The sequence below is a fragment of the Zunongwangia mangrovi genome (genome assembly GCF_900112105.1).
Classification (GTDB): Bacteria; Bacteroidota; Bacteroidia; order Flavobacteriales; family Flavobacteriaceae; genus Zunongwangia; species Zunongwangia mangrovi.
Genome location: NZ_FOKV01000015.1, coordinates 1 through 18221, shown reverse-complemented (window position 1 = coordinate 18221; position 18221 = coordinate 1). Strand labels below are relative to the sequence as shown.

Genomic DNA, 18221 nt, shown 5'->3' with positions numbered 1-18221 from the left:
GGTAAAGGGAAGTTCGATCTTAAATTACGTGTGCCAGGTTGGGCAACCAAAGAATTTATCGTTAAGATCAACGGTAAAGAAGAAAGCGTAGAGGCTACACCAGGAACTTATTTAACACTAAGTAGAAAGTGGAAAGATGGCGATACGGTAGAATTAACAATGCCATTTGGCTTCCATTTAGATCCTGTGATGGATCAGCAAAATATCGCAAGTTTATTTTATGGTCCTGTTTTATTAGCAGCTCAGGAAGACGAACCAAGAACAGAATGGCGTAAAGTGAATTTTGATGCTGAAGATATTGGAGCATCAATTAAAGGAAATCCAGAAGAACTTACGTTCGAGATCGACGGAATTACCTACAAACCATTTTACGAAACCTATGGTAGACATTCAGTGTATCTGGATGTAGATCTTGAATAATACTTTTTTATCAGAATTCTAAAACCTAATATCTCAGATTACATTATGAAGAAATTATTAAGTTGTCTTTTCGTATTTATATGCCTTTCCAGTAGCATTTATGCTAATGAAATGATCGATGTAATTAACACCTTTAGAGCCGATAAATTTGCGTTAAGACGTACTTATAATATTCGTGAATCTAAAGAATACTACGAGCGTTACAATCAATTTTATACAGCATGGGAAACCAAATTAAAGGATATTGATTTTAATGGTTTATCGAAAGATGGAAAAGCAGATTATGTGCTTTTAAGAAACCTGATCGAAAAAGAAGAATATTTACTAAATCAGGATTACGAGGCTTTCAAAGAAGTAGCTTTTGTAGTTGATTTTGCAGATAATTTGTACTCTTTTATTCAGCAAAGAAGAAGAGGAACTCAGCCAGATGCAAAAGCTTTGGCGATGACTTTTAATGATGCTGAAAAGAAGATTTCAGAAAAAATAAAAGCGCTTAAAAATAACGAATTTGAAGATTGGTTGAAGGCTGAAAAGGCTGCAGCGATCATTTATTCGCTTCAACGTGGTTTAGGAGAAGCCTATAAGTTCTATTATGATTACGATCCAGATTTTACCTGGTGGATGAAGACACCGTATGCATCTTTAGATCAAAAATTGAAGGAATATGCTGAATTTCTTAGCGAAAACTATTCAAAAGATAGTCAGAAAGACGACGGCAGCGGAATCATAGGGAAACCGGTAGGAAGAAAAACATTGATCAAAAATCTCGAATATGAGTTTATTCCATACACTCCTGAAGAGCTAATCGAAACTGCCGAAAGTCAGTTTGCCTGGTGTAAAGCTGAAATGATCAAAGCGGCTAAGGAAATGGGCTATGGTGACGATTGGAAAGCGGCTTTAGAGCATGTGAAAAATACTTATGTAGCGCCTGGAAAACAACCAGAAGCGATTAATAGTTTATATGATCATTCAGTAGATTTTATTGAAGAACGCGATCTAATTACGATCCCAGAGCTGGCAAAAGAAACCTGGGGAATGATCATGATGACGCCAGAAAGACAAAAAGTAAATCCGTTTTTTACCGGTGGATGGGAAATTAGTATTTCGTATCCAACAGAAGGAATGGAGCACGAAGATAAATTAATGAGTATGCGTGGTAATAATCCAAACTTCTCATTTCCTACCGTACAACACGAATTACACCCGGGGCACAATCTTCAATTTTATATGAACCAGCGAAATAAACCTTATCGTGGTTCATTTGATACTCCTTTTTGGATGGAAGGTTGGGCACTTTACTGGGAAATTATTTTATGGAATAAAGAATTCCCACGTACTCCGGAAGAAAAAATGGGAATGCTTTTTTGGAGAATTCACCGTTGTGCACGAATTATTTTCTCGTTAAAATATCAGTTGGGAGAATGGACTCCGCAACAATGTATAGACATGTTAGTAGACGAAGTAGGGCATGAGTATGCCAATGCTGAAGCTGAAGTTCGCCGATCTTTTGCAACATCGTACACACCGCCATTATATCAATTAGCGTACATGATCGGTGGACTTCAGTTTTATGCCCTTAGAAATGAACTTTTAGAAAAGGAATGGACAGAAAAAGAATTCCACGACCGCGTGATGAAAGAACACATGATGCCGGTGGCTGTACTTCGTTTGTTACTAGAAGACAAAGAAATTCCTAAAAATTACAAAGCAAACTGGAAATTCTCAACCGAATTTAAATAACTCACTCTTAATCAAAATCCACCTAACAAAAATGAAAAAATTAAACATATTATTTCTTTTCCTACTGGTCTGTACACTATGGTCTTGCGGAAAAGAAGAAAATGAAAATTTAATATCGCCGGTAAAAGATGGCGATGTAAAAGAAAGTGGCTGGCAATACGAGCCCTGGAGCGCACCGGCTCATTATACAGATGCAGCTTCAGATCAATACGATTCGCAGGTACTTATGTTATCTTCAGATACCTTAACTGCTGAACGTTGGTTTAAAAAGATTGATGTAAAACCTTTTGCAACCTATAAAGTAACTGGTTTCGTAAAAACTGAAGGCGTAGAAGGCGAAAACGAGTATAGCGGTGCCGGACTACGACTTGGAAAATATGAGTTTACAGGTGACACAATTTTTAAAGGAGATACCGATTGGACAAAAGTCGACATGGAATTCTCTACAGAAATGGACGATAGCTTTATGCTAGAGCTTTTACTTGGAAAAAGAGGACAGGCAAAAGGAAAGATCTATTTTGATAATTTTCAAATAGAAGAAATTTCAGCTAAAGAATTAAAACCGGAAATTACTGTAAACCTGGACGAAAAATTAGATCCTATGTCACCATATATCTATGGGCAGTTTATAGAGCATATGGGAAAATCTATTTACGGCGGTATGTGGGCAGAAATGCTGGACGATCGTAAATTTTATTATGTTCCGGGTACAAAAAAATCACCTTGGGAAACAGCTGTAGATACCAATTTGGTTAGCATCGATAGTTCGTATTCATATTCACAGGGGAAATTACCGGTGTATCAGGTAGAAAATAATTTAAGCTTAAAACAGCAAAAATTAGCGCTTGTTTCTGGCAAAACTTATGAAGGCCGATTGGTTTTTAAAGGAAATGGAATTAAAAAAGTTACTATTGCATTAAATGGAAATGAGGAGAGTTTCGATGTTTCTGGCAGTAATTTTCAGAAAATAACTTTTGAATTTTCTTCTGAAGAAACTAGCGATAATGGAAGTTTAGACATCACTTTTGAAGGAACAGGAAAACTAACATTAGCTGCAGCTTCTTTAATGCCAAACGACAATATTAAAGGTTACCGTCCTGAAGTGATCGAACTAATGAAACAATTAGATGCGCCAATTTACAGATGGCCTGGTGGAAATTTTGTATCGGGTTACGATTGGAAAGATGGTATTGGCGATCCAGATAAACGTCCTACAAAATTTGAAAGAGCATGGAATGGTTTAGAATATAACGATGTTGGTATTCATGAATTTATGGAGCTTTGTGAGATCTTAGAAACTAAAGCAAATATTGCAGTAAATACGGGTCTTGGAACAGCAGAACTTGCTGCTAACGAAGTTGAATATTTTAACGGAGCTGCTTCTACAAAAATGGGAGAATGGAGAGCAGAAAATGGGCATCCAGAACCTTATAATGTGAAACTGTGGGCCGTAGGGAACGAAATGTTTGGTGATTGGCAGTTAGGCCACATGCCAATCGAAGATTATGTAAAAAAGCATAATAAAGTGGCTAAAGCAATGTGGGATGTAGATCCAAACATCGATCTTATTGCTGTTGGTTATCCTGGTAAATGGAATGATATGATGTACAAGAATAGTGCAGAATATATGACCTTTATTAGTGAGCATTTCTACAAACAAAACTGGCATGCCGGTGGTTTGTTGACACACGTAAACCAAATGCCAGAAGTAATCGAGGCCGTAGCTGAAGAACATAGAAGAGCTCGCAGAGAAATCCCTGGCATTGCAGAAAAGAATATCAAGATCGCGATGGACGAGTGGAATTATTGGTATGGTCCGCATGTTTACGGTTTATTAGGTACACGTTATTTTTTAAGAGACGCTTTAGGTATTGCTGCCGGATTGAATGAATTCTCTCGCCAGTCTGATATTTATTATATGGCTAATTATGCTCAAACCGTGAATGTAATTGGAGCGATAAAAACCACTAAGACCGATGCCTGGTTAGAAGGAACGGGATTAGTTTTAAAATTGTATCGCCAGGAATTTGGTACGCAGCCGGTTGAATTTACTGGATCGCCAGAGCCTTTAGATGTTTCAGCTACGCTAACAGAAGATGGCGAATTTCTTACAATTTCAGTAGTAAATGCTACACATGAGACGCAATCTTTAAAATTAGACGGAATTTCAGAAAGCATAGCTACTTCAGGAGAATCTTTTATTATTTCAGGAGAAAATGATATGGTATTTAATGATGAAGAAAATAAAGAGCGAATTAGTATTTCTGAAGCTGGAATAGAAATTTCAGAAAATGCTATTGAAATTCCGAAAGAAAGCGCAGGAATCTATAAGTTTAAAGTGAATAAATAAGTCGGCTAGAGAAATACTTTTCCGACGAAAAAAACATTAAAAATAGAAGTCAGGATTAGCCATTTTTGGATGTAATTCTTGAGAATTGAGTAAAAAATGAACATGAAAACTAAATTACAGACATTGCTTTTATTGTTTTTGATAACGATAACGGCAAGTGCACAGCAGGAATCTACCTATTGGGATAACCTTAAAGACCGGGAATCTACACTTGGGATCGAAGAAGGTTTTACTGAGGTAAAAACCGATGAATTTACACTAAAACTGGTAAATGCCTCACAAACCGTAGCGGGCTTATACCCAAATTCAAATCCAGATTTCGATTTTACTCCGGGTGAACGTATCGAAATTCGGGATAAAGATGGTATCTATTATATTGGCGATCTAAACTTCAGAATAAAAGGAGAAGATGGCGAATGGAAGTCTTTTTCTACGGCTAAGCATCGTAAAAAAGTAGAAGCTTTATCGGTGTCTGGTAATGTTTTAGCAGCAGCCGATCTTAGTAATACTTTAGGTGAGGAAAATCCACTTAGTATTAAAAGATACTACGAGAAAAAAGACGGTGGTTTGGTATTGCGTTTTGAAATTACAAACCCAACGAGCAAATCTGTTGAAATTGGTGCTTTAGGAACACCAATGGCTTTCAATAACATTTTAGAAGGAAAGCATTTAGATGAAACGCATGCCGATAATGTATTTTTTGACCCATATATAGGGAACGATGCCGGGTATTTAGAAGTAAAACATCTTACAGGCGAAGGCGAAGCTTTATTGGTGTTACCAGAAAGCAATATGCCGTTTGAAGCTTATCGACCATTAAATGACGATCCTAGTAATAGAAGTATTGTTTTTGAAGGTGTTCACGAATGGATGGCGCTTAGTAAAGCTTATGCTGAAAAAGAGTGGAAAGATAAAGACCAATGGAATAAGCCAACTTCATTAAGCCTTGGAGCAGGGGAAACGCAGAATTTCGCATTGAAGTTTGTATTGGCGCCTAGCATAAAAGAAATTCAGGATAAATTAATTGAAGAGCAAAGACCGGTAGCCGTTGGCGTGCCAGGTTATGTGTTGCCAATGGATGTAGACGGAAAATTATTCCTAAACTATCCAGAAGCTGTAGAAGAGATTTTGGTAGAACCAAAAGGAGCGATCACGATTTCTGAAATTGAAAAAAAAGGAGCCGGATTTACCGAATATGAGGTAAAAGGAAATATTTGGGGCAGAAGCCGTGTAACGGTAACTTATAAAGATGGTTTAGAACAAACGATCAACTATAAAGTGATTAAGCCCGAAATCGAAGTTGTAGATGATTTTGGACATTTCTTGATGACCGAGCAATGGTTTGACCAGCCTGATGAATTCTTCGGAAGAACAAACTCGGTGATCTCTTACGATTACGAAGATAAAAAGCAAATTACTCAGGACAGTCGTTCATGGGTAGCCGGATTAAGTGATGAAGGTGGTGCTGGTAGCTGGTTAGGAGCCATAATGAAGCAACTTATTCAGCCAGAAAAAGCAGAGATCGAAAAACTGGAATTGTTTATTGATGAAACTCTTTGGGGTGGTATTCAGTATGATGAAGGAAAAAGAAAATACGGAGTTAAGAAAAGTATTTTTTATTACGAGCCAGATTCTTTACCAAAAGGAACATATCGTGATGATATAAACTACAACACTTGGGCAGCATGGAATAAAGAGCATGCCGGTGATCCAGGAAGATCGTATAATTATCCTCACGTTGCCGCCGCTTACTGGGTAATGTATCGTTTATCTAGATATCACGAAGGCTTGGTAGATAATCATGATTGGAAATGGTATTTAGAGCAGGCATATCACACCTCTGTTACGATGCCAGAATTAGCACCATGGTATGCCGTTTTTGGACAAATGGAAGGAACAGTGTTCTTAAACATTTTAAAAGATCTACAAGCAGAAGGATTAACCGAGATGGCGACCAGCTTAGAAGCTTCAATGAAGAAAAGAGCAGATCATTGGAAGTCTTTAAACTATCCATTTGGTAGTGAAATGCCCTGGGATTCTACCGGGCAGGAAGAAGTATTTATGTGGAGTGATTATTTTGGGTATCAGCAAAAAGCAAACGTTACTTTAAATGCGATTTTGGCGTACATGCCAACTATGCCACACTGGGCGTATAACGGTAACGCACGTAGATACTGGGATTTCCTTTACGGAGGTAAATTATCGAGAGTAGAACGCCAAATTCATCATTATGGATCTGGTTTAAATGCGATCCCGGTTTTAAAAGCTTATAGAAATAATCCAGATTTTTATCTATTAAAAGTTGGTTATGGCGGAACTTTAGGAGCGATCTCTAATATCACAAAAGATGGATTTGGATCTGCAGCTTTCCACTCGTATCCATCTACTATGAGAATCGATTACTTATCTGGAGATTATGGATCTAACTTCTTTGGTTATGCGATTAATACCGCTACTTATATTACCAAAAACGAAGATTTAGGATGGCTTTCTTTTGGTGGAAATATCGAGGAAGATGATGATGAAATTATCGTAAGCCTAACTACTGCCGCAAAAAGTAAGATCTTTTTTGAACCAAAAGGATTATGGTTAACCCTAGATGCAGGTACTTTTAAAGAATTGATCTATGATAAATCTTCAGGAGAAATAGAATTGGTTTTAAATGAGAAAACCAAAGATAGTCCGGAAGCTTATTTAAGATCGAATAAAGAATTAGGTCTGAAATTCGATAAAATGAACGGTGCTTATAAAATTCCGTTGAAAAAGAAATCTATATCAATAAGTATAGAATAAGATTGGATTGTTAGTTATTCAATATAGTTTTAATTGTTTTTGATGTGTTAAAAAGAGAGGTTTTTGCCTCTCTTTTTTTATATCCAATTTTCAAAACTTTTGTTCGATGAGAAGGAGTTTAATTGTTACAGTGCCAATAACTATAGGTGTATTTTGGAATTAAAGTTGATTTTTAGAAAAATACCTCAGGGGTTTGTTTTAGTAGATTTTACTTCAACAGTTTGATCAAGTTCTGTTGTTACACTTGCATGAAAAAGCATTCCGTCTTGATTAAAATCCATTAAAACTTCAGTGTCCAGCAACATTTGGGTTATAAATTTATTTTTTATGTCATATACGACAGAGCCAATTCCGCTTCCGGAAGCCTGAGTTTTAAAACCTTCAATTTCAGTCATAAAATCATATTTCATAATAATGTCGAAAAATGACTTTTCAGCATTGGTAGCTTTTAATTTATAGATTGTAGTAAGGGAAAGTGGAATTGTGGTCTCCCCAACAGGATAATTAAGTTTCGTTTTTTCAACTAAAGTATCTCCGATATTCATTTTTTTATCGGGAAAATATATCGCATTTAAAACACTCTGAATTCCAATGGTAATTGATTGTTTTTGCTCTTTACTTAGGATATCAGAGGATAAAGAATCTACATGCACACGTTTCTCATGAAAAAATCCATAAAACGAAGAACTCTCTAGTTGCTTAGCCTGGCTAAACTCTAGAAATTCTCCTTTAACCGGTATTTTATCGTTTTCTCTATCGCCAGTAGTAGTGATACTTTTTAAAGTACTACTTTCTTTTTCTACGATGGGAATTTTTATACCCTGAGTTTCGAGTGCTTCATATATTTCTTCGGAAGCTTCTAGATCTACGATGCTAGTTGTTCTTTCTGTCTTGCTTAATAAATAGGAATGATTAGGAAGATATGTAACTTCAAAATGAACATCCTGAGCCCAGGTTTTTGCAATAAATAGCAAAAGTATTAGCGAAAAATAATTCTTCATTTTAAAAAATATAACGTGCTAATATAAAATAAAACGAATACAATTTTGAAGAAATAAAATCATAAACCCGATATTGTATGTTTTGAGGCTAATTTTTAGAAAACTATGATTTTTTCTCAATTTAGATTAAAGGCTACATAGCCTATTATTATAGAGCCGCTTGAAAATAGAGTTGAACTTCAAATAAATGTTTCAGGGCTGGCTTTAAGGTATTTTATTTTTTCAGTTTATCCATCTCTGGAGATGAGTAGGGGTAACTTAGTATTTTTAAAATTCCTTGGCCTTTTATGAGCTTAAAAATTCCATAAGCGATCCATAAACTCAGTATAGAAATGACTCCTACTGCTATAATTCCGTAGAAATTATGGAAAGCATCGTATAAAGACAATCCTAAAAAAATGAAGGGTAAAATGGCTAATATCGCCAGCATAAAACCGATGATTGTTCTAAAAAATAATTTCATGACTCTCAATTTAATGCGGCAATAGCTTCAATTTAGAAAAAAGAGAAGGGAATTATTTTAAAAAACTGTAAAAATTAAAAGCTTAGTTTTAAGCAAGAAAAAATGTATACAGAATTATAGAATATTGGCTTGACAAAAACCGATATTCTATAATTTATACTGAATTTTAATATTCTTGATCTTAAGCAGACTTTCTTGCAATGGTTGCGAATTGCGGGTAAAAGCAATCTAAAGCAGTGCAAAGCAAAACGATGTTATAAACGTAAGGCATTAAAGATTTAGATTTATTAATGCCAAAATGCTCTATAATTTCAAAACCGTTATCCTCGTACATTCTTTTAATACTTTTAGAGGTAAAAAAACGTAAATGGGTATAATCCATTACACCAGATTTTTGGTATTTCCAATCGCCCTGAAATATAAACCTGGTAATTACCTTATGAGAACGAATGTTTGGAATAGAACTAATAATCACTCCGTTTTCATTCAGTTTGGTTTTAATCTTTTTTAATGCGTCTTCTGGATAGGCCAAATGTTCTAATACATCGTTTAAATAAATAGCATCAAAATAATCGTCTGGCAACAGCTCTATAGCATCCTCTAATTTCGAATTAATAACAGTATCCAGGCGTTTTTCGGCCATTTTTGCTTCATCTTCCATAAACTCGATTCCCCAGGCCTCGATCTCTTTTTGCTTTTTAAGTTCGGCACTCATCGCACCCTGGCCACAGCCAACATCTAAGATTTTCTTGGCTTTGGTTGGTAATAAAGCCTGCATTTCTGGTCTGGAATCTACATAGTATTTCCCTGGTTTTTTTGAATACTCCATGTATGATTTAAAAGGTTGAAGCCCGAAATATAATCATTTTAATTGAGCTAGGATTTCTTTAAGCCTTTTTTCTAATTGTTTAGAATTATTCGAAACCTTAATCACTTTTTGATTAGGATCGATAATAAAATAGCTAGGAAACAGGCGTATATTTAAGCTGTCTAGTACAAATTTTTTGTTTAGGCGTAACATGGCTACCTGGTAATCTTTATCTTCTAAAAAATTGCTTAAAGTATGTTCTTCGTTAATCGACACGTTAAGAAATTTAATATCACGATACTTATATTTTTGAGCAAGAGCTTCGATATCTGGCAGTTCAGTTTTACATTTTCCACAGGTGGTATACCAAAAATTAAGCACCAAATATTGATCCTTTAAATGGCTTATATCATAAGACTTTCCTTTTAAAGTTTTGAGATCTAAATCTGGTAAAGACGTATTTACAAAACTAAGATTTCGCAATTCACGCTCTGCTTGTTTAGCGATATGGTCACCAATTGTTTTGATTCCATCTTCTGGAATCTCTACTAATTTGTAGAATGTAAGCTCTTTAGTAGAATTCATACGTACAATAAAATATTTGCCCGTACTTAATTCCTCTAAAAATGCCTGTTTACTTATTTCTTCGGAATTTGAGTTTAATGCGTGATAATCTTTGCTAAGATCGATATAGATCTTATTGTATTTATACCATTTTAAGAAATGGTTTTGAATGCTAGCTATTTCAACATTTGGCGTACCAAATTGCGGTGTTTTTTCCTTACAACCGGTTACGATTGCTAAAAAAGCGAACAAAAGAAGAATACTTGATTTGATGGATTGCATGATGATGATTTAGTGATTTCTGTTAAGTTAAGCCTTATTTCAATAAAATAGGTCTTCTGTTTGTATAATAATACTAACGATCTCGAAACAGGTTATCAAACTTTTGGGGGAAGCCTTATTTAAGTCTTTAAAATTTTAATGTAGGTTTAAAAAGTACAATCTGTTGTTATAAACGTATCCTCATTTATAATTTCTGAAATCTGTTCAAGCTCTTCGGGCATATCATCAATGCAAACTTCTCTGACAAATGGATAATTTGCCAGGTCAAAGTTTCCTATATAATTTGCCCAAAATTTATTTAAAACTGAACCGTTTTTAAGGATAAGTGTATTTATTATATTTTCTGAAATTTCAAGTTCTTCTAACTGCTCCAGGCAATGAAAATCAAATACTTCTGGCTCGCCACCTTCCAGATAACGCATATTTAATTTTTTAATAGAAGGCGCTTCACAAAAATCGACAATAAGAAAGCTATTTTCCATGATCATTTCTTCCAAGCTAGTGCAGCCTTCCATATAAACTTTGATAAAATGCGTAGGATATTCCCATTCTTCAGGGTCTAATTCATTATCATCAGGTCTATTGTGTGTAAGATCTAGCAGGCGTAGTTTATCAAGGTAAGAAACATCTATACCGGTGTACCTGTTTGAAGATAAGTGGTTTATTTTTAATACTTCTAATTCATGCAACGCATTGAAATTATAAGGAATTTTACCTGAATAGGTGCTTAATATAAAACCATCATCTTGGCTACTGGTAATTTCTAAATACTTTAAATTCGAGAACTGTCTGATTTCTTTAATATCAACCGAATTTTGAATTAATCCATAATTAAACCCAAGAATTAAACTTTCTACGCCTTTAATTTCGCCTAATTGAATTTGTCCGTCATTATTTAGATCGATATTTCTATCGCCAACACCGTCGTTATCTGTATCTACTGCATTGGTGTTTAACAAAGCATATCTAAAATTATAATCCTGAATTTCTATAATTTCGTCTTGATCATTATTTTGATTTGGATCACAGGAAAGCATGAAAAATATCACGCTATAAATAGCAAGAGGTAATACTTTAACTGGTTTCATTAAAGATGATTTTTGATTGATGATTTTGCTGAAATAAATTCTTACAACCCTAATAAATACAGGGATTTCAGTGCTTTTAACTAGTAATTGAATTACTAATTAAAAATAGCTAAAATTATAGTATTATTTTAGGTTTTTGAAGTTAATTTATTCAGATTAAAGATAAAAATTATTGTGCCACAAGGGGCGTTACAGCTTTGGAGTTTCGGATTAAGAAAACATACTGTAGCACATCTGTAGTATGAACCTTTGGCGACTTTGATAAAGCATCACCACCAAAAAAATTAACTTTTATACCGCTTAAGTATTTTGAAGAATGATATGGAGAGGCCTCACTGTTAAGGTTAAATAATGTTACTGAATTTGCCTTAGTGAGTACTTTTAGATCATTGATGCCTTTTACTAACATAATAGGGCCGTCTTCATTTAAAATTTTTGTTTTCCCATCACTAGGAGAAGGGTATTGATCATTTTTTGGAAAATACACTTCACTATCGATATTATAGCAAACAAAGGTTTTAATCTTATTTTTAGGATAACTTCTTTTTAGTCTCGCGGCAAAAGACCTGTGTTGGGTTTCTCCATAAGCTTCCTGTAAAACATGGGCAAACCCAAAGAAGCCATAGAATCTTTCATTTTTTATGTTTTTGTCTTTTATAATATTTTGAAAGTTTAATATCATTATAGAATCACGTGAAATTGCGGTACTTTCATCATCAAAATCTTTATCGATTCCTAAAATTGTTATTTTTTCAGTCTGTTTTAATTTATGATTGTAATCGTATAATTTAGACCATTTATTAAAGAGTTGCTTACCAGATTGTTGCGGAATTCTTTGTTTTATATCGATCACAATTTGTTTTAATAGCACTGTGTCTTTGCTGGCTTTATTCAAAAAACTATTCAATTTTTTAGCGCGTACACTATCCATTTCAGCTAAGTAGTATTTAACGCCAATAGTTTTATGAAGATGTTTAAATAATTCTAAATCTATGGATTGAGTTTCAGCAAAACCGTGATTTTCGCCTAAGAGAAAAATTTTAGAATCGTAAAAGTCTTTATTAAAGAAGTTAGTAAAATCATATTCATTACTATTATCAGAAATTACTTTATGATTAGCCTTTAAATAGGCAATATTTTCATCGTTTTTTGATCCTTTATAAACTTGATTTCTTATCCAAAATATAGATATAATAAGAAGATTCAGAATTAAAAGAACGACAAGAATTTTTCCAACAAATTTTAAAAATTTCATCTTTTTGGCTATTTTGAATGTTATGATACATCAAATATCAGATGAAAATTAGTTATAACATTATAGATCTTACTGAACAGCTATTATTAGGTGCTGACTTGTAAAACATACTACCTAAGCTGTTTTCTCAATTAAATAAAGTGTTCATTTTTCATACTATAATCAAAAAATGTAAATCCGTAAATTTGTAGAAATTGAATACGAAAAGCGTTTGAAAAGTTTAGATGGAAAAATTAGTCTTTTACTGTAAACCCAACTAACTGGAACTTTTTATTCTGAAGAATCGTACATATTGATATAAATCGATACAGTATCTTTAGAGTTTTCCTAAGTTACTTCTTAATTATCTAGCACTACATCTTCAAACCCATATGGATTGTCTTAAGTTTGATTTTGTGTTTTGGTCTTCATTTGAACAAATCTAAGGATATGATTTGTTGCGTTAAGTTATTGAATCCGGGCGTCATTTCTCAAATGTGTGGTAACGGCAGTTTGTCTCAAAACTACCTGCTTTGGTTTTAAAAATAGTTGAAATTAGGATTGAAAACAAAATTTATACTATGATCAGTATTTTTTGTTGTGCATTCGGTAAAAGCTTTATTCAGTCTTATAGAGGCTTTTATACACTTCTTGAAGGTTAAAAACAGCCCCACGATGTGTTGCTGTAAGCCGATTTTACTATTGAACAATCTTCTTAAATTATAGGCCAATACGATGAGTCCAAAATCTGCAGAAGCTGCCTTGATGCCCCTTTTGGTTATGATATGATCAAAGCCCCATTGCCGCTTCATAGTGCCATAGGGATGCTCGACCAGCGCTTGCCTCTTTTTATAAAGCTCTCCGCTTTGTTCGACCCGCTTGGCGTTGCCTTGGAGGTTCTGGGTAAATTGAGTGCGCTGTATAATCTTACCGTTAGCTTTGGCCGTGGTACACTTGCTGCGTACCGGGCACTCCTTACAGGCCTTGGTCTTGTATTGTTTAAACGTATAGTTGCGGGCTTTGTACCAGGAGCCATTGCTGTATAAAGTATTTCCCTGGGGGCAAGTATAGGCGTCATCATCAGGATTATAAATGAAGTTTTCAGCATTGTATTTAGGATCTGGCGCCTGACTTTTACGTCCAATGGCCGGAATGGCCACCAGGCATCGATACCTAGACTATCGGCAATATGGAACTCGCTCCCGGTATGATAGCCTTTATCATAGAGTGCAGTAAAGGAATTTGATCGTAAAATGGACTTGGCTCTTCTGAGCATGAAGCCCATTGCTTTTTTATCATTCTGCTTGGTGAGTTTATAATCGATCAGTAACTTATGTTTGGCATCTACGGTAGTTTGCGCGGTGTAGCAGACCTCGGTAACGGTTCCCCTTACAATTTGATGTCTGCTATCAGGATCAGAGGTCGATCGTTGTGGGTTTTCAGAAGAAGCATCCTTGTCTAATTGTTTTTGTATTGCCCGGTATTTGGTCTGTTGCTGTTTGCGTCCTTTAATTTCTTCGGTTTTTTTCCGGTCTCCATCAGCCTTGGCCAGTTCTTGGTTATGCTCTTCGAGCTTTTTATCGATGTACTCTAAATGCCGCTGTATTTTCTTTTTGTTGTAGTTATTTTTTTTGCTGTTTTGCGCCCTTAGCTTGGTAGAATCCCCGGCAATAAGTGTTCCCCCAATCAGGTTGAAGTTACGGGCGATGGCCACACTTTGCCGGAACACCTTTCGGATGGCTTTTGGGTTTTCTTTTCTAAACCGGGCAATGGTATTGTGATCGGGTTTTAAGTTTTTAATCAACCAGATCACTTCAATGTTACGATAAACCTCTTTCTCCAATCTTCGGGAAGATCGCATCTGGTTCATATAGCCATAGATAAAGAGTTTGAGCAAATCTGCGGGATCATAGGGCGGCCTCCCTTGAGTGGCTATGGTTTGAAAGCCCATCTGTGATAAATCAAGCAAGTTGACAAATTGATCAATGAGTCGTACGCTATTATCCTGGGGAATCATATCATCCAAACAGGTTGCGTAAAGACTAAGCTGTTCGCGGTCTTGTCCTTGTTGGTATTCCATATCCTAAAAATACGAAATTCTTAGGTTTTGAGACAGTCTGACGGTTTTGTATAACAATCAGTTGCGGATTGTTTGGAAACTAAGATAGCTAAAATTACCGACTTTTATGTTTGCGCGGTTGTGTCCGCAGGACACAGAGCCGCAATTGTTGTTATACGTTGTTGCCAACTGGCTTTCTATATGTCAATATCGTTATTTATAACCATATAAGTGTAAGCTTCCCTTAAAAGCGAACTGTTTAAAAGTATAATATTTTGCTTAATTTAAACAGTAATTATGAAGAAGAGTAAATATTCACCACAACAAATCGCCAAGATTTTAAAGGAATTTGATAACGGCAAAACGGCTGTTGAGATCAGCCGGGAGTACAAGATCAGCACAGCTGCTTTTTACAAGTGGCGGGAACGTTATGGCGGTATGAACGGTAAAGAACTTAAGCGTTTAAAAGACCTTGAGGAAGAAAATCGGAGGCTCAAGCAGATGTATGCCAATTTATCGCTGGATCATCAAATGGCCAAAGAGATTATTGAAAACCTGCCTGCCGGCAAGCAGGAAAATTTTAAAGCCCTGCCGTAAACGAGCTATCACAAAAGAACTTATTCATTACGGTATTAGTAGGGCATGCCGTGTTTTGAATATGAGTAAGAGTGTTTATTACTACAGTCCTTTGCCGAAGAATGATACTGCGATCGAAACAGCTTTACAACAAAAGGTTGAAGAACACTCGAAAGAGGGCTTTTGGATGGCTTATGAACGATTACACAACGAAGGTAAGCCTTAGCCATAAACGGGTGTACCGAGTCTATAAAAAACTTGGTTTAAGTTTAAGAAGAAAGGTAAAAAAGCGATTACCGGCCAGGGTCAAAGAACCCCTGGAAATTCCATTAGCTCCCAATCGTAGTTGGAATATTGATTTTGTTACTGATATTTTAGAGAATAAAAGACGCTTCCGCGGCCTAACGGTTATTGATGATTATAACCGGGAAGCATTACATATAGAAATTGATTTTTCATTGCCCAGCAAGCGTGTCATTTGGGTATTAAACCATTTAATTAATCGCAAGGGAAAACCTCAAAAAATAAGGATGGATAATGGTCCTGAGTTTGTAGCTAAGATCGCCTCGGAGTGGAGTCAGATACAAGACATTATTTTTCAGTATATCCAACCCGGAAAGCCGACACAAAATGCATTTATTGAACGCTTTAATGGAAGTTACCGAAGAGGAGTACTCAATAAGTATATCTTTGAAGATCTAAACCAAGTCAGGGAACAAATCCAAACTTGGATGGAAGATTATAATAACGTACGGCCACATGATGCCTTAGGAAAAATGGCACCTGTAGCCTATGCAGAATTTCATAGTTCTGGCGGTACCGCCAGAACTATGAAAAACAGTAATTTTAGACAATCAGGCAGTTCTAATTAGGGGAAGCTTACACAACGGCTTCGATTATCGCAAGTAGTGGAGTAAGGTACGCGGATTTGTCGGCTTAACCATTTCTTGCTTGGTTTCTAAAATTACACTTTTTTATCTATAAAGCGCTATTTGCGATGAATCGTTGTTGGGCATAGTTTTCTAGTTACTGTGCCCACTATGATAACTTATATTGTCCCATCCATAAATTGCCAGTGAAACACCAGAATTTTCTTCAATATTCTCATCCGAATACTTTTCTAAAATAGATTTTAAATTTTCAAACTCTTCGTAATCTGTATATCTAAAATATTGGGACGGTTGATTAACCCAATGGCCATCTGCACTGGTTGGATAAGGTATTTTCCCTTCTCCTTCAAAGTTAAATTGGGTAAAACTTGGATTTTCTATTAGTATTTCTAAAAATGCTTGATATATTTCAGTGTTATTTGTATTCGTTCCTCCCACGTAAGCAAATGTATTTTTTGGATATCGGAAAGTTTTTTCAAAAAGTATATTAGTAAAATTTCTTTCAATGCGATTTATTGAAATTTTCTCTTCATTTATAGAAATTGAATATTTGTCAATATTTTGTACATTAATAAATGTTAATTGATTTATGTTTTCTGCTAAATCAATGAAAGAAGTTGCTGGTCCTAGAGCTGTTAGACAAATATCAGGACTTGAGATTTTTTCCATTCTTATTCTCAATTCATTTTTTACTATTGATTGACTAGTAATTAAACTGTAATTAATGCATGGGAATATTTCTTCTGTGATTAGTTTAAGTTTTAAACCTGGATTTTCTGAAGTATTTGAATTGTCATAGATTTCTATAGGCATAAAATCTATATTTGATTCTATATAGTTTAGATTATCATCATCTCTGCTACAACTAATAGAAATCAATGAAATAAGAAGAATTACTAATTTTTTCATTTTCTCCATTTATACATAAGATGATTAATTAAAAAAAGGTTGCGTGAAAATTGTGCCCAACGTTTTTGTATAACAATCAGTTGCGGATTGTTTAAAAACTAAGATAGCTAAAATTACCGACTTTTATGCTTGCGCGGTTGTGTCCGCAGGACACAAAGCCGCAATTGTTGTTATACGGTGTTAGCACCAGTTTTTATTTTTCCGATTTGTAACAATTAATTCCCCAAATGTTTATCTTATCTAAAGAGTAGTCTATCTCAACCTTATTTTTATTAATAACTGTAAATTCATTTCCTTCTTTATAGTTTAAATCAAAAAGTGCATTCAAATTCAGAGCATCCTTTTTTATTTCCGTAAAGTTTAATGATACAGTTTGTCCATTTCCGCTCCAAGTTCCGTTCGAGTTTATTATTTCAGATCCTGTTTCCACATCTTGCATTGGTTCAGGATAAATTTTCATATATAAATCAAAAGTTTGATTTGGTATTAAAGTCAGTTTTATTAGAGCCAAGTCATTATTTTCACTTAAATAAATAACTGTGTCGTTAAAAACTAATTTTTCAGGCTGGATAATTTCTGTTTCAGTATTCAATTCCACATTTTGAGTTTTTTCAGATTTCTCATTTTGGCAGGAAAGAATTACGAGAATTAAAACTAAAAATATTGTATTTCTCATTTTCGTAACAAATGTCTAGTCCTGAAATATGGCTACAGGTTGAACATGATTTTAAGCAGTTAATTTGTATACCATATTTGGTGTTTTATACTCTAAAGATAAATGTAATCTTACTTCGTTATATAATTTAATTGCATTTTTTGTAGCTTTCTTAGCGTGAGCGGTATTCATAAAGGTTTGATCTAAATAGAATTCATCTTTTAAAATGCCGTTTACCCGCTCAGCCATAGCATTTTCGTAGCTATGATTTTCTTCTGTCATGCTAATATCAATGTGTTTTCTTTTCAGTATCTGTGTGTATACATTACTGCAATATTGTATACCTCTGTCAGAATGATGGATGAGTCCATTAATGTTCTTTGCTTGAT

12 protein-coding genes and 3 pseudogenes are annotated in these 18221 nt (G+C 34.8%); 5 read left to right on the top strand and 10 right to left on the bottom strand.

The window, feature by feature from the left end:
• From BM201_RS17615 to BM201_RS17600, 4 genes and pseudogenes are all read left to right on the top strand, one after another.
• Window positions 1-420, top strand: a pseudogene (locus BM201_RS17615) (beta-L-arabinofuranosidase domain-containing protein); the annotation flags it as partial.
• A gap of 45 nt (window positions 421-465) precedes the next feature.
• On the top strand, window positions 466-2160 hold the full coding sequence (locus tag BM201_RS17610; RefSeq protein ID WP_092545082.1) for a DUF885 family protein: 1695 nt from the start codon (window positions 466-468) through the stop codon (window positions 2158-2160).
• A gap of 31 nt (window positions 2161-2191) precedes the next feature.
• Entirely contained in the window at window positions 2192-4510 is a 2319-nt protein-coding gene (locus BM201_RS17605) for an alpha-L-arabinofuranosidase C-terminal domain-containing protein (protein WP_092545080.1), read from the top strand.
• A 102-nt stretch (window positions 4511-4612) separates the two neighbouring features.
• Window positions 4613-7303, top strand: a complete 2691-nt coding sequence (locus BM201_RS17600; RefSeq protein WP_092545079.1) for a DUF5695 domain-containing protein — start codon at window positions 4613-4615, stop codon at window positions 7301-7303.
• A gap of 185 nt (window positions 7304-7488) precedes the next feature.
• On the opposite strand, the gene BM201_RS17595 is transcribed toward BM201_RS17600, so the two are convergent.
• The 7 genes and pseudogenes from BM201_RS17595 to BM201_RS17565 all read right to left on the bottom strand — a co-directional run bounded on the left by BM201_RS17595 (window position 7489) and on the right by BM201_RS17565 (window position 14823).
• Entirely contained in the window at window positions 7489-8304 is an 816-nt protein-coding gene (locus BM201_RS17595) for a hypothetical protein (RefSeq protein WP_092545077.1), read from the bottom strand.
• Window positions 8305-8518: 214 nt separating this feature from the next.
• A complete protein-coding gene (locus BM201_RS17590) occupies window positions 8519-8767 on the bottom strand; it encodes a hypothetical protein (RefSeq protein ID WP_092545075.1) in 249 nt (82 codons plus the stop codon).
• Window positions 8768-8948: 181 nt separating this feature from the next.
• Complete coding sequence (locus BM201_RS17585) at window positions 8949-9596, bottom strand: class I SAM-dependent methyltransferase (protein WP_084843199.1); 648 nt, start codon at window positions 9594-9596, stop codon at window positions 8949-8951.
• Window positions 9597-9629: 33 nt separating this feature from the next.
• A complete protein-coding gene (locus BM201_RS17580; protein ID WP_092545073.1) occupies window positions 9630-10421 on the bottom strand; it encodes a TlpA family protein disulfide reductase in 792 nt (263 codons plus the stop codon).
• A 146-nt stretch (window positions 10422-10567) separates the two neighbouring features.
• Window positions 10568-11509: a hypothetical protein gene (locus tag BM201_RS17575; RefSeq protein ID WP_092545071.1), complete on the bottom strand. Its 942-nt coding sequence runs from the start codon at window positions 11507-11509 to the stop codon at window positions 10568-10570.
• 169 nt (window positions 11510-11678) lie between these two features.
• On the bottom strand, window positions 11679-12764 hold the full coding sequence (locus BM201_RS17570; RefSeq protein WP_092545069.1) for a hypothetical protein: 1086 nt from the start codon (window positions 12762-12764) through the stop codon (window positions 11679-11681).
• 518 nt (window positions 12765-13282) lie between these two features.
• Window positions 13283-14823: pseudogene (locus BM201_RS17565) on the bottom strand (IS1182 family transposase).
• Window positions 14824-15099: 276 nt separating this feature from the next.
• Here BM201_RS17565 and BM201_RS17560 point away from each other — a divergent pair.
• Window positions 15100-16250 (top strand): annotated as a pseudogene (locus BM201_RS17560) (IS3 family transposase).
• 150 nt (window positions 16251-16400) lie between these two features.
• Here BM201_RS17560 and BM201_RS17555 read toward each other — a convergent pair.
• The 3 genes from BM201_RS17555 to BM201_RS17545 form a co-directional block, all read right to left on the bottom strand.
• Window positions 16401-17177, bottom strand: a complete 777-nt coding sequence (locus BM201_RS17555) for a hypothetical protein (protein WP_092545084.1) — start codon at window positions 17175-17177, stop codon at window positions 16401-16403.
• A 193-nt stretch (window positions 17178-17370) separates the two neighbouring features.
• Entirely contained in the window at window positions 17371-17853 is a 483-nt protein-coding gene (locus BM201_RS17550) for a hypothetical protein (protein WP_092545067.1), read from the bottom strand.
• Between the two features lie 51 nt (window positions 17854-17904).
• A partial coding sequence (locus tag BM201_RS17545; RefSeq protein WP_139219278.1) for an integrase core domain-containing protein occupies window positions 17905-18221 on the bottom strand: 317 nt, incomplete at its 5' end.

Excerpts from the sequence above, each read along its gene's own strand:
- BM201_RS17600 (WP_092545079.1), top strand. The coding sequence starts at position 4,613 with ATGAAAACTAAATTACAGACATTGCTTTTATTGTTTTTGATAACGATA.
- BM201_RS17550 (WP_092545067.1), bottom strand. The coding sequence starts at position 17,853 with ATGAGAAATACAATATTTTTAGTTTTAATTCTCGTAATTCTTTCCTGC.
- BM201_RS17580 (WP_092545073.1), bottom strand. The coding sequence starts at position 10,421 with ATGCAATCCATCAAATCAAGTATTCTTCTTTTGTTCGCTTTTTTAGCA.
- BM201_RS17590 (WP_092545075.1), bottom strand. The coding sequence starts at position 8,767 with ATGAAATTATTTTTTAGAACAATCATCGGTTTTATGCTGGCGATATTA.
- BM201_RS17595 (WP_092545077.1), bottom strand. The coding sequence starts at position 8,304 with ATGAAGAATTATTTTTCGCTAATACTTTTGCTATTTATTGCAAAAACC.
- BM201_RS17575 (WP_092545071.1), bottom strand. The coding sequence starts at position 11,509 with ATGAAACCAGTTAAAGTATTACCTCTTGCTATTTATAGCGTGATATTT.
- BM201_RS17605 (WP_092545080.1), top strand. The coding sequence starts at position 2,192 with ATGAAAAAATTAAACATATTATTTCTTTTCCTACTGGTCTGTACACTA.
- BM201_RS17570 (WP_092545069.1), bottom strand. The coding sequence starts at position 12,764 with ATGAAATTTTTAAAATTTGTTGGAAAAATTCTTGTCGTTCTTTTAATT.
- BM201_RS17585 (WP_084843199.1), bottom strand. The coding sequence starts at position 9,596 with ATGGAGTATTCAAAAAAACCAGGGAAATACTATGTAGATTCCAGACCA.
- BM201_RS17610 (WP_092545082.1), top strand. The coding sequence starts at position 466 with ATGAAGAAATTATTAAGTTGTCTTTTCGTATTTATATGCCTTTCCAGT.
- BM201_RS17555 (WP_092545084.1), bottom strand. The coding sequence starts at position 17,177 with ATGAAAAAATTAGTAATTCTTCTTATTTCATTGATTTCTATTAGTTGT.